This window comes from Paenibacillus sp. FSL M7-0802 (genome assembly GCF_038004945.1).
Lineage (GTDB): Bacteria > Bacillota > Bacilli > Paenibacillales > Paenibacillaceae > Paenibacillus > Paenibacillus polymyxa_B.
Window position 1 is genome coordinate 2640656 of the sequence record NZ_JBBOSD010000001.1, and the last position, 24900, is coordinate 2665555.

The 24900-nt window shown below is 46.7% G+C and carries 24 protein-coding genes; 12 read left to right on the plus strand and 12 right to left on the minus strand.

Going from position 1 to position 24900, the window contains the following annotated elements; translation table 11 throughout:
* Positions 1-42: 42 nt before the first annotated feature.
* Complete coding sequence (locus MHB54_RS12360) at positions 43-936, plus strand: LysR family transcriptional regulator (protein ID WP_075153535.1); 894 nt, start codon at positions 43-45, stop codon at positions 934-936.
* 126 nt (positions 937-1062) lie between these two features.
* Entirely contained in the window at positions 1063-1923 is an 861-nt protein-coding gene (locus tag MHB54_RS12365; RefSeq protein WP_264454305.1) for a hypothetical protein, read from the plus strand.
* A gap of 112 nt (positions 1924-2035) precedes the next feature.
* On the opposite strand, the gene argS is transcribed toward MHB54_RS12365, so the two are convergent.
* The 3 genes from argS to MHB54_RS12380 form a co-directional block, all read right to left on the minus strand.
* Positions 2036-3715 (minus strand): arginine--tRNA ligase, encoded by a 1680-nt coding sequence (argS, locus tag MHB54_RS12370; RefSeq protein WP_028542578.1) that lies wholly within the window; start codon positions 3713-3715, stop codon positions 2036-2038.
* A 2-nt stretch (positions 3716-3717) separates the two neighbouring features.
* Complete coding sequence (locus MHB54_RS12375) at positions 3718-4152, minus strand: DUF1934 domain-containing protein (RefSeq protein ID WP_013308207.1); 435 nt, start codon at positions 4150-4152, stop codon at positions 3718-3720.
* Between the two features lie 92 nt (positions 4153-4244).
* Positions 4245-5135 (minus strand): LysR family transcriptional regulator, encoded by an 891-nt coding sequence (locus tag MHB54_RS12380; RefSeq protein WP_053324358.1) that lies wholly within the window; start codon positions 5133-5135, stop codon positions 4245-4247.
* Positions 5136-5288: 153 nt separating this feature from the next.
* On the opposite strand from MHB54_RS12380, the gene MHB54_RS12385 reads away from it, so the two are divergent.
* The 4 genes from MHB54_RS12385 (at position 5289) to MHB54_RS12400 (ending at position 9898) form a co-directional block, all read left to right on the plus strand.
* Positions 5289-7043 carry an ABC transporter ATP-binding protein gene (locus MHB54_RS12385; protein WP_254349276.1) on the plus strand — a complete coding sequence of 585 codons (1755 nt, stop codon included), beginning with the start codon at positions 5289-5291 and terminating at the stop codon, positions 7041-7043.
* Positions 7040-8779 carry an ABC transporter ATP-binding protein gene (locus MHB54_RS12390; RefSeq protein ID WP_264454306.1) on the plus strand — a complete coding sequence of 580 codons (1740 nt, stop codon included), beginning with the start codon at positions 7040-7042 and terminating at the stop codon, positions 8777-8779. Before MHB54_RS12385 ends, MHB54_RS12390 begins: the two co-directional genes overlap by 4 nt.
* A gap of 209 nt (positions 8780-8988) precedes the next feature.
* A complete protein-coding gene (locus tag MHB54_RS12395) occupies positions 8989-9303 on the plus strand; it encodes a MazG nucleotide pyrophosphohydrolase domain-containing protein (RefSeq protein ID WP_076295925.1) in 315 nt (104 codons plus the stop codon).
* Positions 9304-9316: 13 nt separating this feature from the next.
* Complete coding sequence (locus MHB54_RS12400; RefSeq protein ID WP_076265412.1) at positions 9317-9898, plus strand: LOG family protein; 582 nt, start codon at positions 9317-9319, stop codon at positions 9896-9898.
* A 214-nt stretch (positions 9899-10112) separates the two neighbouring features.
* Here the strand turns inward: MHB54_RS12400 and MHB54_RS12405 are convergent, their stop codons facing one another.
* Positions 10113-11405, minus strand: a complete 1293-nt coding sequence (locus tag MHB54_RS12405) for an MFS transporter (RefSeq protein WP_053324353.1) — start codon at positions 11403-11405, stop codon at positions 10113-10115.
* A gap of 269 nt (positions 11406-11674) precedes the next feature.
* Positions 11675-12502: a polyamine aminopropyltransferase gene (gene speE / locus MHB54_RS12410; protein ID WP_053324352.1), complete on the minus strand. Its 828-nt coding sequence runs from the start codon at positions 12500-12502 to the stop codon at positions 11675-11677.
* A gap of 282 nt (positions 12503-12784) precedes the next feature.
* On the opposite strand from speE, the gene MHB54_RS12415 reads away from it, so the two are divergent.
* A complete protein-coding gene (locus MHB54_RS12415) occupies positions 12785-14842 on the plus strand; it encodes a transglycosylase domain-containing protein (protein ID WP_264454795.1) in 2058 nt (685 codons plus the stop codon).
* Positions 14843-14988: 146 nt separating this feature from the next.
* On the opposite strand, the gene MHB54_RS12420 is transcribed toward MHB54_RS12415, so the two are convergent.
* Together MHB54_RS12420 and MHB54_RS12425 are read right to left on the minus strand one after the other, a co-directional pair.
* On the minus strand, positions 14989-15453 hold the full coding sequence (locus MHB54_RS12420; RefSeq protein WP_028542587.1) for a hypothetical protein: 465 nt from the start codon (positions 15451-15453) through the stop codon (positions 14989-14991).
* A 135-nt stretch (positions 15454-15588) separates the two neighbouring features.
* On the minus strand, positions 15589-16638 hold the full coding sequence (locus MHB54_RS12425; protein WP_264454307.1) for a hypothetical protein: 1050 nt from the start codon (positions 16636-16638) through the stop codon (positions 15589-15591).
* A 119-nt stretch (positions 16639-16757) separates the two neighbouring features.
* On the opposite strand from MHB54_RS12425, the gene MHB54_RS12430 reads away from it, so the two are divergent.
* Together MHB54_RS12430 and MHB54_RS12435 are read left to right on the plus strand one after the other, a co-directional pair.
* Positions 16758-17150 (plus strand): VOC family protein, encoded by a 393-nt coding sequence (locus MHB54_RS12430; RefSeq protein ID WP_160788742.1) that lies wholly within the window; start codon positions 16758-16760, stop codon positions 17148-17150.
* A gap of 118 nt (positions 17151-17268) precedes the next feature.
* Positions 17269-18081, plus strand: a complete 813-nt coding sequence (locus MHB54_RS12435; protein WP_053324349.1) for a pentapeptide repeat-containing protein — start codon at positions 17269-17271, stop codon at positions 18079-18081.
* Between the two features lie 315 nt (positions 18082-18396).
* On the opposite strand, the gene MHB54_RS12440 is transcribed toward MHB54_RS12435, so the two are convergent.
* The gene (locus tag MHB54_RS12440) at positions 18397-18747 is read right to left on the minus strand and encodes a YunG family protein (RefSeq protein WP_028542592.1); all 351 of its coding nucleotides are present in this window, start codon (positions 18745-18747) and stop codon (positions 18397-18399) included.
* Positions 18748-18808: 61 nt separating this feature from the next.
* Positions 18809-19354: a histidine phosphatase family protein gene (locus MHB54_RS12445; RefSeq protein WP_028542593.1), complete on the minus strand. Its 546-nt coding sequence runs from the start codon at positions 19352-19354 to the stop codon at positions 18809-18811.
* A 142-nt stretch (positions 19355-19496) separates the two neighbouring features.
* Here MHB54_RS12445 and MHB54_RS12450 point away from each other — a divergent pair, with 142 nt between their 5' ends.
* Positions 19497-20246 carry an MBL fold metallo-hydrolase gene (locus MHB54_RS12450; RefSeq protein ID WP_264454309.1) on the plus strand — a complete coding sequence of 250 codons (750 nt, stop codon included), beginning with the start codon at positions 19497-19499 and terminating at the stop codon, positions 20244-20246.
* 99 nt (positions 20247-20345) lie between these two features.
* On the opposite strand, the gene MHB54_RS12455 is transcribed toward MHB54_RS12450, so the two are convergent.
* Complete coding sequence (locus MHB54_RS12455) at positions 20346-20852, minus strand: PTS sugar transporter subunit IIA (RefSeq protein ID WP_025723771.1); 507 nt, start codon at positions 20850-20852, stop codon at positions 20346-20348.
* Positions 20853-21156: 304 nt separating this feature from the next.
* Here MHB54_RS12455 and MHB54_RS12460 point away from each other — a divergent pair, with 304 nt between their 5' ends.
* Complete coding sequence (locus MHB54_RS12460; RefSeq protein ID WP_025723772.1) at positions 21157-21516, plus strand: winged helix-turn-helix transcriptional regulator; 360 nt, start codon at positions 21157-21159, stop codon at positions 21514-21516.
* Between the two features lie 9 nt (positions 21517-21525).
* Here the strand turns inward: MHB54_RS12460 and MHB54_RS12465 are convergent, their stop codons facing one another.
* Both MHB54_RS12465 and MHB54_RS12470 read right to left on the minus strand, forming a co-directional pair.
* A complete protein-coding gene (locus MHB54_RS12465) occupies positions 21526-22077 on the minus strand; it encodes an NAD(P)H-dependent oxidoreductase (RefSeq protein WP_028542595.1) in 552 nt (183 codons plus the stop codon).
* A 170-nt stretch (positions 22078-22247) separates the two neighbouring features.
* On the minus strand, positions 22248-22754 hold the full coding sequence (locus MHB54_RS12470; RefSeq protein ID WP_028542596.1) for a YwhD family protein: 507 nt from the start codon (positions 22752-22754) through the stop codon (positions 22248-22250).
* Positions 22755-22878: 124 nt separating this feature from the next.
* On the opposite strand from MHB54_RS12470, the gene MHB54_RS12475 reads away from it, so the two are divergent.
* Complete coding sequence (locus MHB54_RS12475; protein WP_071559516.1) at positions 22879-24891, plus strand: M1 family metallopeptidase; 2013 nt, start codon at positions 22879-22881, stop codon at positions 24889-24891.
* The last annotated feature ends 9 nt before the right edge of the window (positions 24892-24900 follow it).

The window sequence follows — 24900 nt, forward strand, 5'->3', positions numbered from 1 at the left end:
TAGGCATGATTGTTCGATTAACCTGAAAGCGAGGCATTCTAAGTGAACTTAAGTCTTCTAAAGTTACATATTGTAGAGCTGCTGAATAAGCACCATAAAATTACCACGGTCGCCGAGCTTCTTGGCCTAAAGCAACCCACCGTTACTTTTCATATGAAAAATCTGGAGCGTGAATTCGGAGTAAAGCTGTTTGACACACGTATGGGCAAAATCATCCTGACGGATGCTGGAAATGCGCTGCTGCACTATGCCACTAAAATTAATGCACTGGCTGCTGAAGCTGAGCGAGTCGTCCGCGAATTCGATACGCTCCAGCGGGGAAGTATACGTATTGGCGCAAGCTATGTACCCGCTACCTACCTGCTTCCTGCTGTGCTGCACCGCTTTGCCCGTGAGCATCCGGGCATTCACATCGCCTTGTCCGTGAAAACAGCGCCCGTGATCAAGGACATGCTCGCTCGCCACGAAATTGACCTTGGCATCATTTCGGCAGAGCCGTTTCAATCCCCAACGCTACTCTCCGAATCCTTGGGCGAAGATGAATTGATGCTCATCTGCTCACCCACTCATCCGCTCGCCAACGAAACCGATTTGACACCCGAGCTTATCGCTTCTTCCTCCTTCGTATTACATGGCAAGGAATCCAGCACACGCCACGTGACCGACAAATGGCTGGAGCGTGGGAGTCGGCGACTTCCTTCCTATCTGGAGCTGGATTCACTGGAAGCCATCAAACAGGCGGTTATGCTGGGAGAACACATCTCCTTTGTCTCTCGCATTGCCGTTCAGTCAGAGGTTGAGCGGGGCTTACTGGTTGTAAGACCTATTCCGGGGCAGTCTGTTGAGCGGTACATCTATATGGTCAGCAACAAAGACCGCCATCGCTCGGCGCTCATTCACAGATTCACCGAATATTGTTCATGGAACCAAGATTAAATCTTACCTGTCATATAGAAATTATGTAATTTTTTAACCGGAGTACCCTCTTGCTTTGACATACGACTGACAATACACCCGTAAAGTGTAGCGTGTAACCTATTCGGACGAACAGGAGAGGATGAAATGAAAACAGGCCTTCGTATCACCAAATTGATGTCGGTAGTAACTCTAAGTGCAGTGCTGCTCGTAACAGGATGGAAAGGAGCAGAGCCGGTACAAGCTGCCGCCAATGCCACACCAAGCTATGAGGTGAAGCTGCTACTGGATACGGCTCAGGTCCTCAATGCGGATGGCTCATTAAAAAGTGGCATCGTGAACGAGTTTCAAATTAGCGAAGATGCACAACGATTGAGCGTCGAGTATTTTGATACAAATTCATTGCAATTGAATGACGAGGGCTGGAACGTGAGATTTCGCAAAAAAGAGGACAAAAAGAATTATGAATTAACCTACAAAAAGCGCTATACGGTCACAAACGAAAATATCGACGCTGCGCTCACCCAAGCGAATAAAGAAGGGTTCAGCGCATCTGATGATAATTATGAGGCTGAGGTGGATTGGGGATACAGCAAGCAAACACTAAGCTTTTCCAATGATAAGAAAACAAACGCCTCCAAAGGATTGGCTCTGCCTTCCCCAGATCAAGCATTAAAGCAATTGCAGGATAATCTTCCGGGCAAGCTGCAAAACTGGAAAAACAGCAATTGGGGTAAACAAACCTTGGCAAACTCCAGAGTACGCGGTCCTGTACAGGTCAGTAAATACGAGGGTAGCTTTCAGGGATTGGATGCCGACGTTGAAGTATGGCCTATTCGCAGCGCAAACGGATCAGGTATAGAAAATATTATCGAAATCTCCTTCAAAACCCCGGATTACAGTGTTGCCGCCAGCAACCGCACCAAGCTGATGAACCTGCTGCAATCCAAAGGATGGCTGGTTCCCGCGGATTCCCTGAAAACGAATTTGGTACTGGAACGCTACTAAGCTAATCCAACATAAAAAAGGAACCGAGGCGCCACCCTGTTGAGGGTGATACGAACGGTTCCTTTTATTATTATTTATATGACTACAAGGTCATGATGTTAAAGTTGCTTGCTTACATACGTTCCGGTGCAGACACGCCCACCAGCTTCAGTACGTTGGCAATGGTAGTGCGCACCGCACCAAACAACGCCAAGCGTGCCTGCGTTTGAGCGGCATCCTCTGTGATGACGCGCTCTGCCTTGTAGTAGCTGTGGAACAATGAAGCCAGCTCGTAGACATAGCGAATCATACGGTGTGGTGCAAAGTTTGCAGCCGCCACCGATACTTCTTCCGGCAGCTCGCCGATTTTGCGTAACAGATCGTATTCATGCTCAGCCGTCAGCTTGGACAAGTCAACTTCTGCCAACGGCAGCACAGCAATACCTTGCTCTTCGGCTTGACGATATACGCTGCATGCACGTGCGTGCGCATATTGCACGTAGAATACTGGATTCTCATTGGAGGTAGAAATCGCCAAATCCATGTCAAAATCCAGGTGCGAATCCATGCTGCGCATAGTGAAGAAGTAACGGATCGCGTCTACACCCACTTCTTCCATCAGATCTTCCATCGTCACGGCCTTGCCGGTACGTTTGGACATTTTTACTTTTTCCCCATTTTGGAACAAGCTGACCATTTGGGCAATCAGCACTTTAAGCTTATCCGGGTCATTGCCCAGTGCTTCCATTGCTGCCTTCATCCGTGGAATGTAGCCGTGGTGATCCGCTCCCCAAATGTTGATGATCGTGTCATACCCACGAGCATATTTATCGCGATGGTAAGCAATATCCGGGGTCAGGTACGTGTATGTACCGTCATTTTTGATCAAGACGCGGTCTTTATCGTCGCCGTACTTGGTCGTATTCAGCCATGTAGCTCCGTCCTTCTCGTAGATCTCCTCACGGTCACGCAGCTCATTCAGCGCTTTAAGCACTTCACCGTTTTCATACAACGACGTTTCGCTAAACCAGGAGTCAAAAGGTACACGGAACAGTTCCAGATCGCGCTTGATCTTGTTCAGTTCCTTTTCCAGACCGTAGTCACGGAAATAAGCAGCGCGATCTCCCGGTTCCATAGACAACAGAGAATCTCCCTTTTCGGCCACCAGTTCCTTGGCAAACCCGATGATATCCTCACCATGGTAACCATCCTCGGGCATCTCCGCAGGCTGTCCCAGCTCCTGCAAATAACGCGCTTCAATAGAACGGCTCATGTTGTAAATCTGGTTACCCGCATCATTAATGTAGTATTCACGAGTTACTTTGTATCCAGCAAAATCAAGCACGTTGCAAAGAGCATCCCCTACGGCTGCACCACGTGCATGACCTAAGTGAAGGCTACCCGTCGGATTGGCGCTGACAAACTCGATTTGCACCTTTTTGCCCGCACCTTCCTGTATACGCCCGTAATCTGCCCCCTGCTCCTGCACCTGTCCAATAACAGCATAAAGGTAGCTCTTGTTCAGGCGGAAGTTAATAAAGCCCGGTCCAGCGATTTCCGCACTTTCAATAGAAGCAGAAGCTAAATCCATATTCGCGATCAAATCTTCAGCAATTTGCCGTGGGTTCTTCTTCGCAATGCGAGTGAGCTGCATCGCGGCGTTGGTGGCCAAATCACCGTGTGACTTGTCCTTCGGTACCTCCAGCGTAATGGTCGGCAGCTCTTCGCGGCTCACGATTCCGGTAGCCAGCACCGCCGCCTCAATTGCTGAGGTCACCTTTTGATTAATAAGTTCCAGTGGATTGCTTGTCATGATTATTGCTCCTCCTGTATATGCAAACTGATGGCAAAATGCCCCGAGAAATCCTCAAATACGTACAGATCATAGGTCCAGCTCACATGTCCGGTGAATCCATCCATCCGAATATCGAGCTTCTGCGTATGCGCAGACATGTTCAGGTTTAAATAAGGCGAGCGGTAAAATCCAGGCAACCTGCGTCCCAGCGCAAACGACTGCTCTGATTGTACCTCACCGTGACGAATCAGCTTTAGCTCATCCGGTCCGATTTTGACTGTGTTCCGTGTCGTACCGCCCTCAGGACTTTCTTGCGGCTCATCGTACCTTATATATAGATGCTTCCCACGCACGATCGCTTCTCCGGGAAGTTCCTGTACCACATCTTCTCCGTCATGATGACTATGAAGACGGATTCGGACCTTTGCATTATGTGGCATGTATTCAAACTCCATTCTATTGCTATCCTACTGTACTACTATATCCAGTTCCCGATTGCAATTCAAATGAGTTTTTACAAAAAGATGCTTTCATCCAAAAAATTTAGCTACCTTAAGTCAGCTTCATCGGATGCTTGGCTAAAACTTTCAATGAATCGAGAGGCTAGAGAAGACATGTATTTATCCTTCAGCCAGACAGCTGCCACACGCGTATGCAATTCTTCACACATAATTTCCTTAATGATTAACTGGTTATTGCTTCCGAGTGACAACGCAGACCGCGAAATCATACCGATCCCCAGTCCTTCATTAGCCCAGTGAAGCGTGGTGCGGGCATCATCGTTTTTGCAAAAGAAATTTGGCTCAAAGCCATGCTTCATACAGGTATCGTGGATCAATTGTTCAAAGCGGCGATATACGATGAGCGGCCTGTTTTTCAAATCAGACAACGGGATGGTCTTCTGTTCGGGGTCCCAGTCATGTTCTTCTGTCATCACTGCTATCATCGGCTCGGAGGACGCATACCTGCACCCTAAATCGGTGGTATTAAAAGGGGTTCTGACGATACCGACCTCTACAATTCCTTTGTTCAAAAGATCAAGAATCATGAAGGTATTTCCCTCATGAATTTCGAATTTTACACCCGCATAGGTTTTATGAAATTCGGAAAGCCTGTCTTTCATCAGGGCTGCGCCGGAAGAGGAGACCGTTCCAATGGTGAGCGTCCCCTTCATCCCCAAGGCAAAATCGTTTATTTCTCTCGTGGTGGCATCTGTCAGCTCCAATATCTGCTTGGCCCTGTTCTGTAAAATGATGCCGGCCTCCGTCAACTGGATACTTCGTGAGCCTCGATGCACGAGCTTTACACCAAGCTCTTCCTCTAGCTGCATGAGCTGCTGACTTAAAGGAGGCTGCGCGATTTGCAGCTTTTTGGCTGCCGCTGTAATCTGTCCGGCCTCTGCGATCGCCAAAAAATACTTGAGATGTCTCAATTCCATCCTTATGGACCTCCGGTACTGATATATGTAAAACCTATACCTCTAATATATATTAAATATTATTCATATGGTTGGGGATGTGCCATAATCAAATTCAGTTATGCTATTGCGGCATGAGGCTATATACATTATTTAGGTTAGGTGATGGTTTATTTGCTGAAATTTGCTGTTTTTTTGAAACCTTATAAAAAGGAAACGTTTCTTGGGCCTCTGTTTAAATTGATTGAGGCCATCTTGGAACTATTGCTACCTACTATGGTTGCTTTAATGATCAATCATGGCGTAGGTAAAGGAGACACCCATTATGTTTGGCAGATGGGTCTTTTGATGTTACTCATGACTATACTGGGCTTTGGCAGTTCATTAGTGTGTCAGTTTTATGCAGCCCGTGCCTCTCAAGGATTCGGAACTACACTGCGTAACACGATGTTTAAGCATATCTCATCGTTTTCTTATGCTGATCTCGATAAGTTTGGTACGCCCTCGCTCATCAACCGGATTACGAATGATGTCAATCAACTGCAAACGGCTGTAGCGATGCTGATTCGTCTGGTCATTCGTGCCCCTTTTATTTGTATCGGGGCTATTATCATGTCAATGATTCTGGATTTCCGCCTGGCTTTGGTGCTGTTGGCGGCTACACCAGTTCTGGCTTTGATCCTATATGTGGTCATTACGAAGGCTTCACCACTGTATCGTCGGTATCAGAAAAAATTGGATAAAATCGCCCTGGTGCTAAGCGAAAATCTTACAGGCGTACGGGTCATACGCGCATTTGCCAAAAGAGGAGCTGAACGAGTTAAATTCAACACTGCTTCAGATGACCTGACTCAGACCGCTATTCGTGTCGGACGTATTTCTGCTTTGCTAAGCCCTGCCACCTTGCTGGTGGTGAACGGAGCTATTATTGCAATCCTGTGGATCGGCGGCATCCATATCCAATATGGATCTCTTACACAAGGGGAGATTATTGCCTTTATTAATTACATTACGCAAATTTTACTGGCTCTGATTGTGGTGACCAATTTAATTATTTTGTTCACCAAGGCTGCCACTTCAGCAGCACGGATTCAGGAGGTCCTAGACACGCAAGCTTCGATTTCCGACACTGCTGCTACTTCTACACCTATAGACAGGGAGGGAACAACTGAGCATGGCGCTGTACCAGCCATCTCTTTTGATCATGTTTCCTTTGGATACAATACGACAGGGCAACTGGCGCTTAGCGATGTAGTGGTAAACATCTATCCCGGTGAAACGGTCGGCATCATCGGAGGAACAGGTTCGGGGAAATCCACCTTTGTGAATCTCATTCCCCGCTTCTATGATGTAGTAGAAGGTCGTATAGAGGTTGATGGCATTGACGTACGGCAGTATAAGCTTGAGCAATTGCGGCAGAAAATCGGTATTGTTCCTCAGAAGGCGCTGCTGTTCACTGGAACTATAGCGGATAATATCCGTTGGGGGCATGAACACGCCACCGATGAGGAAGTCGCTCAAGCCGCAGCAATCGCGCAAGCAGATGAGTTCATTTCCAACTTGCCGGAGAAATTCGATGCTCCGATCACCCGAGGGGGGCTTAATCTGTCGGGAGGACAAAAGCAGCGACTTACCATTGCCAGAGCTATTGTCGGCAATCCGCAAATTCTCATTTTGGATGACTCCTCAAGCGCACTTGATTTTGCTACTGATGCCGCCCTCCGTAAATCGCTACGGGAAAATAGCACCAGCATGACCGTCCTGCTGGTCTCGCAACGAGTAAGCAGCGTACAGCATGCTGATAAAATAATTGTGTTTGATGAGGGGCGGATTGTCGGTATCGGCACACATGAACAGTTGATGAGCAGCTCAGATGTGTATCAGGAAATTAATCATTCCCAGCTCTCAACGCAGGAGGTAGACCAATGAGTGGCAAGGAAACCTGGAGCAGATTGTTAACCTATGTGGGTCGATATAAAAAAACAACATTTTTGGTCATCGTCAGTGCGTTTCTCAGCGTGCTTGCCAGTCTGATCGGACCCTACATGATTGGTCAAGCTATCGACCACATGGTGGATAAGGGAGCAGTGGATTTTAAAGGTATTGCGCAGATTCTAGCTGGATTAGGCATTGTATATGTTGTAGGCAGTCTATTTAGCTGGCTGCTCACGTATTTGACGAACCGGATTGCTTTTCAGACTGTAAATGATATGCGGCGGGAGTTATTTGATCATTTTAATATCCTTCCGTTAAGCTTTCATGACACTCTTCCGCAAGGAGACAGCATTAGCCGTTTTGTTAACGATATGGATGCTGTGTCAGATGGATTGCTGCAAGGCTTTTCCACATTGATTACCGGGATTATTACGATTATAGGCTCCATTGTACTCATGCTGTATATCAGTCCGATCATGACGTTGGTCGTATTGGTGTCTGCCCCGATCACATATGGCGTGGCACGGTTCATTACTACAAGGTCGCAGCGTATGTTCCGCGAACAGGCCAAAATTTTAGGAAGCCTGAACGGTTACGTCGAAGAAATGATCGGCGGACAACGGGTAGTTACCGCTTTTCATTATGAAAACCGCTCGCTTGAGGAATTTTCCGCCAGAAACGAGCAATTGTATCAAGCCGGGGTGAAATCGCAGTTTTACGGATCATTGTCCAACCCCTCCACCCGATTGGTGAACAACATGACTTTTTCAGTCACCGCCATGATTGGCTGTATCTCCATCATTTTGGGTGGGATCTCAGTAGGCGGATTGTCGAGCTTTCTGATTTATACCAACTTGTTCGCCAAGCCCTTTAATGAAATTACGGGTGTGCTGACCCAGTTCCAGGCAGCTACGGCTTCTGCTCAGCGCATATTTGCTATTTTGGACTCACCGCCAGAGCAGCCGGAAAAATCGAACGCCGTACAGCTGGAGCGCAGCAAAGGCACGATTCTTTTTGATCATGTCAAATTCTCCTATAATCCTGAACGTACGCTCATTACGAACTTTAGTTTGGAGGTTAAGCCAGGCACTCGTGTGGCCATTGTCGGGCAGACCGGAGCTGGTAAAACCACACTCGTCAATCTGCTCATGCGGTTTTACGATGTGGACAGTGGCTCGATATCCATCGACGGGGTGAATATCAACGACATGAGCCGGGACAGCCTGCGGACTAACTTTGGTATGGTACTTCAAGATACTTGGCTGTTCAGCGGGACCATTCGGGACAATATCGCTTACGGGAAGCCGGAGGCTACAGACGAAGAAGTCATCGCGGCTGCAACAGCTGCCAATGCGCATAGTTTCATCAAACGACTGCCTCATGGCTATGATACGGTCATCAGCGGATCGGGCGATAGCCTGTCGCAAGGCCAAAAACAGCTGCTTACCATCGCGAGGGTGATCCTGGTCGATCCACCTATGCTGATCCTGGATGAAGCGACCAGCAGCATAGACACCCTGACAGAAGCGCGTATCCAAAAAGCATTTATGAAAATGATTGCCGGACGCACCAGCTTTGTGATCGCCCACAGACTATCGACCATCCGCGAAGCGGATTTGATTTTATACATGAAAAACGGCGATGTCGTCGAAAGCGGTACCCATGAGGGACTGCTTGCCAGCGGCGGCCATTATGCCTCGCTCTATAACAGCCAGTTCACTACGGCTTAAAAGACTGACCGGATACGGTCGCATCATTAAGGTCAACGTTCTTTTAAAAAGTCGGTTGCTTTTTAAGCAAACGGCTTTTTAATTTTTCTTTGATAAATTCGCCTCTTATATTATATAATAAAACACGAACAAACGTTTCTGTTTCATCTATACCTTATGGTTTGTGTATAGCCAACACCTATGCATGGGTTTCAGTTGGGAGGCTGAATATGGATATTAATGAATTTCAAAAGTGGGTCAAGCAATATTATCAGGAGAGACACTGGTCGGATTTGGATATCTTCGTCCGAATTGGTTTCCTGGCAGAGGAAACCGGGGAGGTTGCGAGAGCTATTCGCGCCCTGGAGATCGGCAGAGACCGGCCTGATGAGATCGATGGTTCATTCGAGGAGAACAAGGACCATTTAACTGAAGAACTTGGAGACGTACTGGGTAATCTCATCGTGATCGCCAACAAGTATGACATCACCTTGGAGGATATATTTCGAACACACCAGCAAAAACTTGCAAAAAGATATACATAAAGGAGAATCTCATATGAAAAGCATTGCTGTTTTTTGCGGTTCCAGTAATGGAGCGTCTGAGATTTATCGAGAGCATGCTGTTGCTCTGGGCAAGGCACTTGCCGAACAGGAAATAAGCCTGGTTTATGGAGGAGCAAGTGTTGGTTTAATGGGTGCAGTGGCTGACGCGGCACTTCATGCAGGAGGTTGCGTCATCGGTGTGCTCCCTCACTTTTTGCAAAGCCGTGAAATTGCACATAATGGCCTGAGCGAATTAATCATTGTTGATTCCATGCACGAACGAAAATCTAAAATGGCAGAGATTGCGGACGGATTCATTGTTTTACCAGGTGGCCCAGGTACAATGGAAGAATACTTTGAAATCTTCACATGGGCGCAATTAGGCTTGCATGAAAAGCCATGCGGTCTTTTAAACATTAACCATTATTACGATCCTCTTATTTCCTTGTTTGATCGTATGGCTGAGGAACAATTTATGCAGGAAAAATATCGTGCGATGGTAATTACGGATACTACTCCGCAAGGAATCCTACGGCAATTTACAAATTACACTCCTCCTGCCGTCAAAACATACCTCTCGAGCAAACGGACCTGATATTAGGAATGGCACATACTGCTCAACAGATATACCAATTAATTTAATAGTTATAAAAGGAACACCACCGTCAACGTTATTCCAGTGGTGTTCCTGTAAAATTGAGGAGAATTGCAGGCTTTTATTCTCCCCAATCGTCACGTTCACTTTTACAACTGCATTTAATTATGTAGTCATCCAATGAATGATGTCACGCCTAACGAGAACCCCAATTTTAAATCCCAGCGCCCGTAGCGGTTGGATGGTCCATTTGCTCACTTTCCTGAAAATCCCTGCGATACAACCAGCCGATCAAGATAGCAATGGTCGTCATAATCGCAGCCAACAAATACACCTGCACCATACCAAAACGGTCTGCATACCAGCCCATGAATAACAAGGACAGGCCGAAAGCGAGATTTGTAAGCACATCAATTCCCGCCATCACTTTGGGCAGCTGGGCTGCCGGTGCACTGGTTTGCAGCAAGGTACGGCGAATGATACCAGCCATTTGAACAGGTAAGCCTGATACAGCAAAAAGAATAAGTGCAGCAACGGGGATTGTATTCAGCGCAAATACAATTGTAATCAGTACATACACCAGTAACGCTCCGAGCATGTACAAAAAGCTGTTCTTTTGCAATCGCTTGACCAAGCCAACGACAATCAATCCACCCAAGATCGTGCCCGAGAAAAAGGACGCATTCATAAAGCCCCACCAGCTTGCATCCCGATGCAGCACTTGACTGACGTACGCCAAAATAAATACGCCGAGCCAGGAGACACCCCCAATACTATCCACACTATCGACGATCATCAGAGAACGAATACGACGGTTGTGCCAAATGATTTTCCAGCCTTCCCCAAGCTCTTTCCAATGGGAGCCTTTTTCCTTTCCCTTTGCAGGTTCTACTAGATTTGTTGAGGAATCCGAAGCTTCAAGACTTAATTCCTTCTGATCCAGTGGATCGCGGACGAAGGACGTGACAGTTACAGCTACGAGATAACAACCGGATGCGATCACAAGCGTATTCAGGGAACCCAGCCAAGCCACAATAATTCCGCTCAACGCCCAGCCTGCACACCTGACCACCTGATCACTGACCGCTACCATGCCGTTGGCCCGCATCAGTCCTTCACCCGTAGCCAAACGGGGTACAAGCGCATTACGCGCAGGATTCGTCCAGCCATCCAGAAAAGACATACCAAACACCATCACAAAAATAAATAGAAACGACCTCTGCTCCGGTACGATCCACAAATAAAGCAGCAGCAGCGTAAAGATGACAAACTGCCCAAACTGGGAAAATAGCAACACGCGCGTCAGCCGAAATCGGCCGAGGACGATCGGTGCAACGAGCCCACTAAGCACTTGGGCAGACAATCGGAACAACGGGATTAAAATAGTCGTCATTAAGGAATTACTTGAACTGAACACCAATACCACTACACTCAACATGTAGATGATATCTGCTACGTTGGAGATCGTCTGAGACCCCCACAGGTAATAAAAAGAGCGTCTGATCAAAAAAGTTTCCCCCTCTTTGGTACATCGCCAATTTATGTATTTCCATAACCAAACCTCCCTTGTTGATATTACAAATCTGTTAATTGTCTGGTTTTTTGTATATTCTACGCACACCCTTAAATTTCCTTCTTTTATCTTAAAAGGAAATCCGGTGTCCAGTATGCTTTCATAGCCTTTTCCAAATCTTATCCAACACAAAAAAGCGCCTATAGCGCTCTTTCTCACCCAAAAACAGGCAATAAAGACCACTAAGGCGCTTCTTAAAATGTTTACTTCGTTAAATCTTCCACAAATTTAGGTAATACAAACGCCGCTTTGTGTAGACGCGGACTGTAATATCGGGTGTCCATCTCTGGAATTCGGGTCTCGTCTACTTCGAGCGGATCATACTTCTTACTACCCAACGTGAATGTCCAAAGACCGCTCGGATAGGTCGGAATGTTCGCACCATACACACGCACAATCGGGAAAATTTCCTTCACATCTTTGTTGACCTTCTGAATCAGGTCTGCCTTGAACCAAGGATTATCCGTTTGCGCAACGAAAATGCCGTCTTCCTTCAACGCTTCAAAAATACCTTGGTAAAACCCGCGCTCAAACAGCGGGGCTGCCGGACCTACCGGCTCCGTCGAATCGACCATAATGACGTCGTATTCATTTTTGTGTTCAATAATGTGCATGTATCCGTCATTGACCAGCACTTCTACATTAGGCTCGTCCAGCTTTCCTGCGATTTCAGGCAAATATTTTTTGGAATATTCAATCACCTTACCGTCGATCTCAACCAATACAGCCTTCTCCACTTCAGGGTGCTTGATAACCTCACGAATAACGCCGCCATCGCCACCGCCCACAACCAAAACTTTTTTCGGATTCGGATGTGTATTCAAGGCCGGATGTGCTACCATTTCGTGATACACAAATTCATCCTTAACGGTTGTCATCACCATGCCATCCAGAACAAGCATATTGCCGAATTCCTCAGTCTCGATCATAGCCAGATCCTGAAAATCTGTTTTCTCAGAGACGTAGGTTTGTTTGATTTTTGCTGTAATGCCGAAAGAGGGAGTCTGCTTCTCCGTAAACCACAAGTCCATCATTCCAACCTTCTTTCTGATCAAAGTATGTGTCCGGCAATCCGGTAGCATAAACGTTGACTTTCCTTATATCAGCAACACGCAAACGCCGAGTTTGCTATATTTATTGTACCAAACGCATTGGAATTTCACACTTTTTGCATTATAAGTGATACCTGAATGGACTGCAAAAGCAATTTGGAGATTTAATCTTGTTTAAAATAGACACGTGTGTGTATCTGATGAATAGACGCTTTCGGATTGACTATACTGAGAACATCAACTATGGAAGGAGGTGGCATGATGACCGATACGACCGGGCAATCCCCCAAGCGTAAACCGCTTTGGCTTCGATGCTTTCAAGGACTGATGTCTCTCACTATTCTGACGGTCATCGCCGCCTGCATCCTGCTCGCCTATTTGTACACGACCAGCCTTCCGCTCGCGGATACGGATCGGAATTCACGTCTGCTAGATAGTCAGGGACAAGTCATCGCCACTTTCTCTGCTGGAGGCAAAGAATCCATTCCGGTCCAGCTTGATCACATTTCACCCGATTTGATTGCAGCTACCCTGGCTGTGGAAGATCGGAAGTTTTACGATCATTTTGGCTTTGATTTCAAAGGTCTGGGCCGGGCGGTAATCGTTAATCTGACCCGCTGGGATATGTCGCAAGGGGCCAGCACGCTGACTCAGCAGCTTGCACGCAATCTGTACTTATCTCATGAGAAAACGTGGACGCGCAAGGCCAAGGAGGCCATCTATACCGCACAGCTTGAAATGAAGTACACCAAAAATGAGCTGCTGCAAATGTATTTGAACGAAATTTACTATGGTCACGGCGCCTATGGCATTGAAGCGGCTTCGCAAATGTATTTCGGTAAATCCGCAAAGGATCTGGATTTGGCCGAAAGCGCCCTGTTAGCAGGTATTCCGAAAGGACCGACCTACTATTCACCGTATAATCATATGAAAAATGCAAAGGATCGGCAGAAAATTGTACTGGACTCCATGGCGCTCACCGGCAAAATTACTCCGGCCGAAGCCACCAAGGCCTATGAGGAAATGCTGGCCCTGCGGCCCGAGAGCCAGCGCCGGACAGTGGAAGCCGCTCCCTGGTTCCGCGATTACATCCGCCAACTGGCGACTCATCAGCTTGGGATTAGCGAAGGGGTGCTTGAGCATGGTGGCCTGAGCATTTATACCACGCTGGACATGCACATGCAGCAAGCAGCCGAGGCGGCTGTAAACGAGGGCATGAAGAGCAGCAACGGACTGGAAACCGCGTTAATCTCCATGGACCCGCGCAACGGACATGTCAAGGCCATGGTCGGTGGAACGAACTATGTCGGGAATCAATATAATCATGCGCTGGCCACAACCCGGCAGCCAGGCTCCGCTTTCAAGCCGATTATGTATCTGAGCGCGCTGGATTCCGGCGAATTGACGAGTACGTCCAAGTTCGAAAGCCGACCGACATTGTTCCACTACGATAACAACCGCAAGACCTATAAGCCCAAAAATTTTGGAGATAAATATTTGGGCGAAATAGATCTTCGGCGCGCAATTGCGGCGTCCGATAATATCTATGCCGTTAGCACCATTTTGAAGGTGGGAACGGATAAGGTCATGGACCTCGCCAGCAAAATGGGCATTACAAGCGAGCTCAAGCCCGTACCTTCGCTGGCGCTGGGCGTGTCGCCCGTCAGCCCGTTCGAGATGGCCTCGGCCTTCTCGGTCATCGGCAGCGGCGGGCAAAAGGTGGCTCCGGTGGCAGTGCTGCGCATCACCGATGCGGCCGGGCGGTCGCTGTACGAAGCGCCCCAAGCCGCGCCCGTGCAGGTGGTGAAGCCCGCCTCCGCCTACGTCCTCACACGCCTCATGGAAGGCGTGTTTGAAGAAGGCGGCACCGGCAACCGGGTCGCGAAGCTGATCAAGCGCCCGGTCGCCGGCAAGAGCGGCACGACCAACACCGATGCGTGGATGGTCGGCTTTACCCCCGAGCTGTCCACCGCTGTCTGGGTCGGCTACGACAAGGGCAAGGCCATCAGCACACAGGATGCCCGACGGGCGGCTCCGATTTTTGCGCAATATACGGAGAAAGCGCTGGAGAATGTGCCGCCCAAAATCTTCCCTATCCCTGACGGCGTAGTCAGCGCTTATATTGATCCGGCCAGCGGCAAGCTGGCTGCACCGGACAGCCCGGACAAGCGGCTGGAGGTATTCGTCAGCGGCACGGAGCCAAAGGAGACGCTGTCGGGGCAAAATAACCCACCGGCAGCAACGCCAACTGACCAAGCGGAGCGACAAGCCGAAAAGAAATCGTGGTGGGGCAATTTTAAGCGTTGGTGGATGGATTAATAGCAAAAAAAGACTGGGAGAACGCGATGAGCGCTCTCTCAGTCTTTTTATTTTCGCTTCACTTACCTCATTTACCTATTTACCTCTCTTGCCAGTGCCATCAGCCATCATCCCGTTAAGCCCCGCTCTTCCCTAAAGCTACGCTATTACCAATAACAGCTAAACGACTCAATACGGTTAGTGTCTACACCATAATAAAACCAAAAACGACCACTCCACCGGAAACCCGCTACGGATGTCCTGCCTACAAAGACAGGGTACATCCAGAAACGCTCCCCGTTCGTCAGCCATACAAACGTGTTGCGGAACAAACAACCGAAAATGGCTCCAGGGTCAACCGCATACGCCGAAACCAGCGGCTTCGGTGGCGTAAATTGCGGTGGTGGGGAAGTTGGTGCTTGAGTTTGCTGCCCACCTTGCGGACCGAATGGCCCCTGCGGCGGCGGTGAGAACGGCTGTGGCGAAAATGGCCCTGGGCCTGGTGGCGGACCTATCGGAGATGGGAAGGAATCCTGCATATCAGGAAATTGTGGAATCGAAGGACCTGACGGCGTGAATGGACCCGGAGTACCCGGTTGCGTTCCGAAAGGAACTTGTGGCAGTAAAGACATGTGTTTCACTCCTTGTGTTCTAGGCTGATGTATCCTATGCGGGACATCAGCCCGCGGACTGGGCGAATCCCCATATCGCCGCCAAACTCCGCTATTTCGTCCTTTTACATCAAAAATTCTTATTTCCTGTTACGATTAACTCCCTTTCTGAACATGCTCCAGCTCAATTTCATGCACCATTTTAATCTCGACTCGTTTCCTTAGCTCATAATACCGTTCCAGCAGTCGGTGCTCAACCCCCAACTGTTCATTCATCCAGCCTATAATAGAGTCATCGTGATGTTCGTTAGACCAGCTAAACAAATCGCTATATAGCTGACCAAATGATTCCTCATTGCTGCGAGCGAACCGGATCGGTCGGGCTGTATAGCTTAGCTTGAGTTCCAACATCTCATATAGCACGTCCAAACGGTATTCCAATGCCTGTACATCTTCTTTGGATGCATCGTAGCTTTTTATATCCTGAACGAGCTCCCTAAAGGTTAGCCCTACATGCTGCATAGCAAAATAAGACCACACACAACTGCCTGTAGCCGTTCCATGAGCCTCCCAAAACGGATTCCACAGGATAGAGCGAATCGTATCCTTCTGCCCTTCTCCAAACAATGCTATTCCAGCAATAATTCCTGCATTACAGTCTACGGAAGCATGTTGCTCTCCCCAATGTACCAATCGCGGAATCATATCTTCAGTAGTGCATTTAAAGCTTAACAGAGGTAATAATTCATTAAACAAATTCTGATCCAACACTTTTTCCAATTCAGCCGCCAGTTGTTCACGATACGGTTCGCATGGAAGATGTACCAGTCCCAAACAGGCATCCACAGACGCAACTCCATATGGCCCATTCACCAAAGCGACAAGATCAGCAGCAGCCTCCACATAACCCAAATAACCTAGCACATACAGCACACCGTCAGGTATATGTTCTGGGGATGCCCGATTTTGAACGTAACGCTCGTACATATCCTGCGCCAAAGTAACATCCCCGCATCTCATGATCGGCTGGAGGAGTAACCCCCGGATATAATGATGGGGATCTTCTACAAAAAGCCTGTATAACTCCCACGCATCCTCCATGGTCCCATATCGGGCTACCACATCCGTATAGGCGGAAATGATGCTGGCGTCCAGCTTCTTGCCTGAGCCGAACATATCAATAAGTCTTGCTGTCGCGTCCATCATCCTATTTCTCTCCTTTCACCTGTGTACGTCTTCATAAAGCACTTCTCCACTGTTGAATATTTCTATTAAAAAAGAGGAAAGATGTTATCATCTACGATCCAGTCTAGGGAGTTGATCTCATGCAAGATTCCAGTCCAAAAATTACAACATTTTTCATGTTCTCAGGTCAAGCAGAAGAAGCCATGCAATATTATACCTCTGTATTTAAGCCGTCTGGTATTATGAGCATTTTTCATCAGGAAGATGGGACCGTGTTACATGCCGTATTCAACCTCAAAGGGCAGACTTTTATGGCTATTGACCAAAATCATCACAACAAACACCCTTTTACCCCAGCTCTATCGCTATTCGTCACTTGTGATTCGGAAGAAGAAATCCATAGCGTGTTTGACCAGCTATCTCAGGAAGGCCGAGTTCTAATGCCCCTTGAAGCCTCTCCCGTAAGCCAACAATTTGGGTGGGTTGAAGATAAATACGGAGTCTCATGGCAATTGAACCTGGCAAAAGACTAAATTTCTTCTCTAAACGATCCAGCAGACTCTAGAAGTCTATGAAAAAACAATAGACCATGCTCCATCTTTTTTTGGTAATATTATATTTAATAGGTGCCAGTAAAAGGATGTGTGTTTATTGTATAGTGCAAATTGTGAACAATGTTTTGGTTTATGCTGTGTAGCCTTGCCTTATGCAAAATCAGCTGATTTTGCTTTTAATAAGGATGGAGGAACTCCTTGTCAAAACCTAAATGCGGATTATCGTTGTGATATTCATAAGAATCTAAGAAACAACGGCTTGCGAGGCTGTACGGTATATGATTGCTTTGGAGCAGGTCAAAAAATTTCCCAAGTTACATACAACGGAAAAAGCTGGCGAGACGACCCCGCAATAGCTGAGGAAATGTTCAGTATATTTCCCATCATGCAACAGCTTCATGAAATGCTTTATTACCTAAATGAAGCCCTTAACTTAAAAGAAACTCACCCCATCTATACAGACTTACAAAAAGCTATGGCGAAAACCGAGCAGCTTACGGATCAAGATCCAAAATCCCTCATAAATCTTCATGTACCAACCCATAGGGCGTTAGTCAATGATTTACTTTTACAAACAAGTGAGTTAGTACGAGAAAAAGGTAAGAAAAACTTAGAGCGCAATAAATATAATAAAAAAATCAGGAGTAGAGACCTTATCGGGGCAAATTTGAGAGGCGCCAATCTTAGGGGTGCCAATTTGAGAGGAGTTTTACTTATTGCTGCTGACCTCCGAGAAGCCGATATGAGAATGACCGACCTTATCGGTGCGGATTTTAGAGACGCTGATTTAAGTGGAGCTAATCTGGAAGGAAGTATTTTCCTTACACAAGCGCAATTAAATTCGGCTAAGGGCAATTGTAAAACCAAACTGCCCCCCTCTCTAAGCATTCCCGGCCATTGGCTGCATTAGTTTTTTTCTAAAGAAACATTGCTTACCTACATGAAAAAGAAATAGACCGCCCCCCACAAAGGTAACGGTCTATTGTTGGACCCTACTGCCGACTGCTCTTTAAGCAGTGGTTGTATACTGGAGTCGTGTTAGCGCACGACTCCTTTACTATTCTTACCTCAGTATAGCTCATTTTATAACGTAAATACAGCTTTTATCTTCAAAAATTTTACTGATTACTCAGCTCTTTAACGTATATTTGGCAACAAAAAGTACCTTCCATTGGATCAGGTTCAAAAATCACGTCTTTATGACTGCATCCAGATTTAAATCCCCTTATTCTTCTTCGTTCAGAAATTCCTTTAATCTCCGACTTAAAGCTGTATACTGCTCTGCATTGGTGTCCGAAAAAGCCTCCTCCCGGTTGGAGTATACATCCTGATACTGTGGAGGGATTGAAAATTGCGACCTCGTAAAATCTATAATGTCCTCACCAATGCGGTTGTAATAGTGCCAACCACTATCCAGCCATGTCCTCAAAATATCGCCGCCAAGCCTGTCCTGAACGACAAGCGCTGTGACACCACATTGTCCAGCCGCAGGATTATTTGCTATCCATTTAGAGCTAGACTCCAAAGACCAAGCTTGAAACAACGCCTTTTCTAATTCTAAAAAAACGGTTTGCATTCAACATGCGCCTCCCTCTTCGATTCCATTCTGCACTTATGGTGAACGTGCTTTATTTATTTCAACCCGTATTCCACACTCTATGAATCTTGGCTTCTGCTTCTTTCAGTTCTAGCAAATATATGTCTGGATTCGAAAGTTTTTTCCACTCCTCAAAACCAAACTGCGGATCGTAATGTCGAATGAGAAGAGATAGTAAAGCTCCATGAGTTACAATGATAACCGTTTTTTCCGCCCGCTCTATAAGCTCCTGGACAAGCTGGATTCCTCGATCTGCTGCTTCACGAGATGATTCTCCTCCCTCCAGCTTCAAGTCCTCGTCCAAATACGTCTGCTCCAGCACGTCCAGCCAATGATCCAGATGCTCACCGCTTAATACACGTTCCTGAAGACGTAGATCAGTATATACCTGCAACTGTCTACGCTCAGCCAAGGGCTGAATGGTTCGCACGGCCCGTTTCCATGGACTGGACACAATATATTCCACACCTACATTCTCCATAAAATCAGCCAACTGCTCAGCTTGCCGGGTACCTTCATCGGTGAGTCGGGCATCTGGTTCCTGTCCGGTTGCTTGGGCATGTCTGACAAAATAAATTTTCTTCACGTCATCACTCCTTAACTGTCACACAAATTTAAAATTCTGCATATTTACAAATAATTATTTTTATGTTATAATATTGGTTTACATATTTGGATTTCATGATACGATTCCTTTGTATTACATCAACTCTTATGGGAGGGATTCGATGCAATTAGACAAGGGAATACACATACTCCAGGTTTCTGCTAACATCATGGGAAGTATAGAGAGTATTCACCCCACTTTAATGTGGGACGAAGATAACATGATTTTAGTCGATACGACTTACCCCGGGCAACTCTCACTTTTACATGAGGCTATTCTAGACACCGGATTAGCAATCCATAAACTTACCTCCATATTAATAACACACCAGGATCTTGATCATATCGGCAGTTTAACAGATATAATCCGGGCTTCCTCATCCCCAGTTCAAGTATTAGCCAGTTCTATCGAAAGGCCTTATATACAAGGAGAAAAACAGCTTATAAAGCTGACTCCAGAAGCAATAGATCAAGCTGTAAGCTCCATGCCCGAATCCGTTCCGGTAGAATGGAGACATGCATTCCGGCGTACACTTGAAAATCCCCCAAAGGCTATTGTAAACTCCACCATCGTTGCCGGAGAGGAATTGTCCTTCTGTGGGGGGATCGTAGTTATAGATACTGCTGGTCATACACCAGGACACCTAAGTTTCTATCATAAATCCAGTCAAACCCTGATTGCAGGAGATGCCCTACGCGTAGTAAGCAGCAAATTATTGGCTCCAGACCCGCAATACTGCTGTGATTTCAATATGGCCAAAGAATCTCTTAAAAACCTGCTGCCTTATGATATTAAAAAAGTGATCTGCTTTCATGGAGGGCTGTACGAAGGCAATTGTAATCAGCGGATATCTGAAATATGTGAATCCTAGCTTTTGATTACATGGTCATACCCGATCCTTGACCGATCAGATAATCATCTAAAGAAAAGACTAACCAGGAATTCCTGGTTAGTCTTTTCTGAATGAGAACTAGGCTTTTAAGTGGACTCTTAATACGGGTACTTCTGAAGAGGCAGATGTTCCTTCCAAGATTTCCACATGGCTGATCATCTCTTGCCCGTCTGGAACGATTACCGGAGTAATTACAGGCAATCCCCCCTGTTGAATCGCGTCTAGATCAAACTCCATCAGTAATTGCCCTGCTTTAATGTTATCTCCTGTTTGAACGTGAGGGTTAAACCCTTGTCCTTTGAGGGAAACTGTATTAATCCCGACATGTATCAAAATTTGTACACCAGATTCATGCTCAATGATCAGAGCATGCTTACTTTTCTCCATCACGTGGACGACTTTACCCGTAAAAGGAGCAGTCACTTTACCTTCAGTCGGATGAATAGCGATGCCTTCCCCCATAGCCTTCGTAGAGAACGCAGGATCTGGAACCTCTTCAAGGGAAACCACTTTTCCTTTGATTGGTGCTACCATGTCGAATTCTTCAATACGAGGAGCCGCCTTCTTTTTCAACCATTTAAACATAACGATGCCACCTTATTTAGAGATTACATTCATAAACAGTGAATAGGACTTAACTACATCTTTCAAGGAACCGGTTCCACAAAATGAATAAAAAAAGGAGTGGAAGCGATTTCTATCTGAATTATAGTGAATGCCTTTCCAGGATGTCAAGATGCTCCTCTCCGTTTCTAGAATCACTCCGTTTAAAGATACAGAAACATTTTATAGCGAGCATACTTTACATCCTTTCACTAAAATTGCATAATGATCAGTTGTAAAGTATGCACATTCATATTATATACTTACCTAAAGGAGAGTGTAATTTATGAGTGAACCCTGTGTTCCGTCTGGCGTGGTCCTAAAAGACACTGGCTTTGGATATACGTTGTCCTTAATAAGCGGTAAATATAAAATGATCATTATATATTGGCTTTTTGAAAATAAGGTTATGCGACATAACGAGCTGAAGCGAAGTATCGGTACCATTTCCTTCAAAACACTAAGCATCATGTTAAAAGAGCTAGAGGCAGATGGCCTTATCATACGCAAGGAATTTCCCCAGATCCCTCCAAAAGTTGAATATTCACTATCTAAACGTGGCCTTTCTCTCATTCCATTATTAAATATGATGTGCGAGTGGGGAGAGGAAAATGGTTTGCCAGCTCTGGAGGACGGACAGCAATAGACATTCCTATTACAGGCTGTCAATAAAATTCAAATAATCTCGTGCGCTTTTCTCCAATTCGCTTTCGGACGTACCAATCTCATTTTCGCCAGACTCTTTTTCTGTACCATAAAACGCAAAGAACGAACGATAATCTGCATTGCAATATAGGAAGGTTGTTTCAAAAGGAGATAATAGCTGCTCAAGTGTATGGCGATATCTTCCTTCTTCACTATAATCTTCTTTTTTACTTCCGGCAGATACTGCTAAAGCAACCTTACGATTCTTTAATTTGTCACCTCCATTTGAACCATGAGCCCAGCCATAAACAAAAACATCGTCAAGCCATTTTTTAAGGAGAGGCGGACTGTTAAACCAATAAACTGGGAACTGTAAAATGAGATTGCTATGTGATTCAATGAAGTGCTGCTCTTTTTCCACATCAATGTTCCCGTCAGGGTAAACCTTATGCAATTCGTGGATAGTATACTTTTCTGGATATTTTTTGAGTTCTTCTACCCATCGCCTATTTATGACAGATGCCTCGATGCTTGGATGTGTAACGATAACAAGAGTTTTCAAAGAATTGTCCTCCTTAAGTATTATTTATTTTTGAGTATAAAGTGAGCGCTACAAATATGTAAGTATGCACTTTCAGGACAACTACTTACTAAAAGGTTAGTGTCAACTCAGATAAATAAAAAAAGCAGCCCACAGAAGTGGCTGCTTTTTTTACTGCGTTAACGCTGGGCCTATCCTTCCAGCGCCTGCTTCAATTCCTCAGGCGAAGCGTCCCACCATTCCTCGTTATGCGAAATTAGCAGGCTTTTAAGCGCTGCTCTATCTTCGCTGCCGAGATCATCCAGCATGAAACGACGCTTGAGCGCGTAATCCATACGGTTGACGTGATCGGCGAGGATTTTCCAGCCGCGTTTGGCTTCGTCGTCAATCAGCATCTCGCAGGCGGTGGCGCCGCCGTACATACGTCCTTCGGGCGTACGATCCACGGCTACCCATACGAGCCATACCTGGCGTCCGTTCGGTACATCCTCTTTATTCGTAGAGAACTTGATACCACGTTCTACTTTACTTTTGGCATGCATGGCACCGATATCAATTTTTGCCTCTCCTCGGTCAATGATGACCGGAGACATGCTGTTCAGGTCGATTGAGCCTGCGCCGAAACCCTTATGTTTACTCTTGCCACTGACAATGTTCAGTGCAATCTGTTTTTTGCCGTCCGGCTGATTTTCACTCATGCGTCACTAGACCTCCATTTTCCGTCTTCACACTCATTCTACACTATAAATATTTTAACTAATAATCTCCTGAAAGCAAACATATACATGCTGTAGATGCTTGTCAACGGGAGGTATCCATTGTATGACCCCAGCACGCACTAAAATCGTTTTATTGTCTACACTAGCCCTCGGTCTCCTCGCAGGGACGTTATGGTTTGCCTGGCAGCCCCAATCGCAATCAGACCCGCAGTCCATAGGCCAACCACTATACGGCTCCCTGTCTGAGTCTGCGCTTGCCCCAAATATGGGCATGCCTCTAGGGGCAAACATCCTGCCTGACCTGCCCAAGAACCCTCCACAGCCCGCTACAGAAATCCTCAGCAAACGGGTGGTAGAGTACCACATTGATGTGTCTCTGGAAAAAGGACAGGTTTTGCGAGGCACTGAGACACTGACCTGGAGGCATCCGGGCAAGAAAACCGTGAATGATCTGTATCTTCATCTATACCCGAATGCCTTCTCTTCCATGGAAACCACCTTTATGAAGGAATCCGGTGGAAAGCTGCGCGGAGACACCATGCCCAAAGACGGCTTTGGCTCCATGACGCTGACTGAACTAAAAACAGAAGACGGTTTATCTCTCATGCACCGCATCCAATATGTGCAGCCAGATGACGGTAACGCAGGCGACCGTTCGCTCATGAAGGTGCGTCTACCCAAGCCGGTACGAGGTGGCGAAGAAATCACATTATATATGAAGTTTGAGGTAAAACTGCCCGCCATCTTCGCTCGTATGGGTGCGACAGATGATTTTGTAATGGCAGGACAGTGGTTCCCGAAGCTCAGCGTCTACGAGACTGCAGGGCAACGTGGACGCGCCGAAGAGGGCTGGAACCTCCACCAGTATCATGGTAACTCCGAGTTTTATGCCGATTTTGGAATTTACAGCGTACGGATTCGGGTGCCTGAAACTCATATCGTAGCAGCGACCGGATTTCCCACCCGTGGTGCCGTCCGACAGAACGGCCAAAAAATATATCAATTTTATGCCGATGATGTACACGATTTTGCCTGGTCCGCTTCACCCAACTTTGTAACCGTAGAAGAACCCTTTTCTTCTGCTGAAGTCCCTGGTGTCAAAATCAAGCTCTACCTTGACCCGTCGCACAAGGAGCTCAAAGGGCGCTATATGAGCGCAGCGAAGGCCGCTCTTTCGTACTACAGCAAATGGTACGGGCCTTATCCATATTCCACCCTATCCATCGTGGTTCCACCCAAATCAGGCAATGGAGCCGGCGGTATGGAGTATCCGACACTCATCACAGCCGCTGCTGCGGGTAATCTAAATCCTGGCTATAGTCTGGAACGAACATTAGTTCATGAGATTGGACATCAATATTTCTACGGAATGGTAGCCAATAACGAATTTGAGGAGCCGTGGCTGGATGAAGGCTTCACCTCCTATGCAGAGGAGCGGCTTATGGAGCAAGAATATGGGCTTACCCCCAACTTGCCATTACAATCGGGACAGATAGCCTCCCCACAGCCGCTAAACCGCGAGTCATGGAAGTACGGCTCGGCTGCTGAGTACGCGCAAAACGCCTACTCTCGAGGCAAGCTGGTACTACGGGGCATTGAACGTCAGGTGGGTATGAAAAAAATGGATCGGATTATGCGGACCTACGTCCAGACGTACCGATTCAAGCATCCATCCTCCCAGGATTTTCAACGTATCGTGGAGAGAGCCACCGGACGCTCATGGAGCCACTATTTTGAACAGTATGTATATGACGGCCAGATGGCGGACTTTTCGGTGGATCATATCACGAACCAAAAGCTGGAGAATGGATATGAAGCAGTCGTGACGGTCAGCAAAAAAGGGGCGGATTATCCCAAGATCCCTGTCCAATTTACCTTCAAGGATGGTACCACGATATTCAAGGCTTGGGACGGCGCGGGCAAAAGCACAACTTTTCGGATCAAAAGTACTTCTCCCGTTTCCTATGTAACCCTTGATCCTCTATATACCATTGCACTGGAGAACAAGCACATTAACAATAGCCTAAAAGCCGAATTGGACGAAAAGCAACAAACCCGTTGGAATGTAAGTGTAACCAAGCTGTTAGAAACACTGCTTGGAAGTCTGTCATGGTGAGGTGTCTAT

Coding starts and splice junctions, on each gene's coding strand:
- speE (WP_053324352.1), bottom strand. CDS start 12,502: ATGGACTTGTGGTTTACGGAGAAGCAGACTCCCTCTTTCGGCATTACA.
- MHB54_RS12390 (WP_264454306.1), top strand. CDS start 7,040: ATGAGTGGCAAGGAAACCTGGAGCAGATTGTTAACCTATGTGGGTCGA.
- MHB54_RS12380 (WP_053324358.1), bottom strand. CDS start 5,135: ATGGAATTGAGACATCTCAAGTATTTTTTGGCGATCGCAGAGGCCGGA.
- argS (WP_028542578.1), bottom strand. CDS start 3,715: ATGACAAGCAATCCACTGGAACTTATTAATCAAAAGGTGACCTCAGCA.
- MHB54_RS12450 (WP_264454309.1), top strand. CDS start 19,497: ATGCAATTAGACAAGGGAATACACATACTCCAGGTTTCTGCTAACATC.
- MHB54_RS12365 (WP_264454305.1), top strand. CDS start 1,063: ATGAAAACAGGCCTTCGTATCACCAAATTGATGTCGGTAGTAACTCTA.
- MHB54_RS12420 (WP_028542587.1), bottom strand. CDS start 15,453: ATGTCTTTACTGCCACAAGTTCCTTTCGGAACGCAACCGGGTACTCCG.
- MHB54_RS12430 (WP_160788742.1), top strand. CDS start 16,758: ATGCAAGATTCCAGTCCAAAAATTACAACATTTTTCATGTTCTCAGGT.
- MHB54_RS12460 (WP_025723772.1), top strand. CDS start 21,157: ATGAGTGAACCCTGTGTTCCGTCTGGCGTGGTCCTAAAAGACACTGGC.
- MHB54_RS12425 (WP_264454307.1), bottom strand. CDS start 16,638: ATGATGGACGCGACAGCAAGACTTATTGATATGTTCGGCTCAGGCAAG.
- MHB54_RS12455 (WP_025723771.1), bottom strand. CDS start 20,852: ATGTTTAAATGGTTGAAAAAGAAGGCGGCTCCTCGTATTGAAGAATTC.
- MHB54_RS12475 (WP_071559516.1), top strand. CDS start 22,879: ATGACCCCAGCACGCACTAAAATCGTTTTATTGTCTACACTAGCCCTC.
- MHB54_RS12395 (WP_076295925.1), top strand. CDS start 8,989: ATGGATATTAATGAATTTCAAAAGTGGGTCAAGCAATATTATCAGGAG.
- MHB54_RS12470 (WP_028542596.1), bottom strand. CDS start 22,754: ATGAGTGAAAATCAGCCGGACGGCAAAAAACAGATTGCACTGAACATT.
- MHB54_RS12375 (WP_013308207.1), bottom strand. CDS start 4,152: ATGGAGTTTGAATACATGCCACATAATGCAAAGGTCCGAATCCGTCTT.
- MHB54_RS12400 (WP_076265412.1), top strand. CDS start 9,317: ATGAAAAGCATTGCTGTTTTTTGCGGTTCCAGTAATGGAGCGTCTGAG.
- MHB54_RS12440 (WP_028542592.1), bottom strand. CDS start 18,747: ATGCAAACCGTTTTTTTAGAATTAGAAAAGGCGTTGTTTCAAGCTTGG.
- MHB54_RS12415 (WP_264454795.1), top strand. CDS start 12,785: ATGACCGATACGACCGGGCAATCCCCCAAGCGTAAACCGCTTTGGCTT.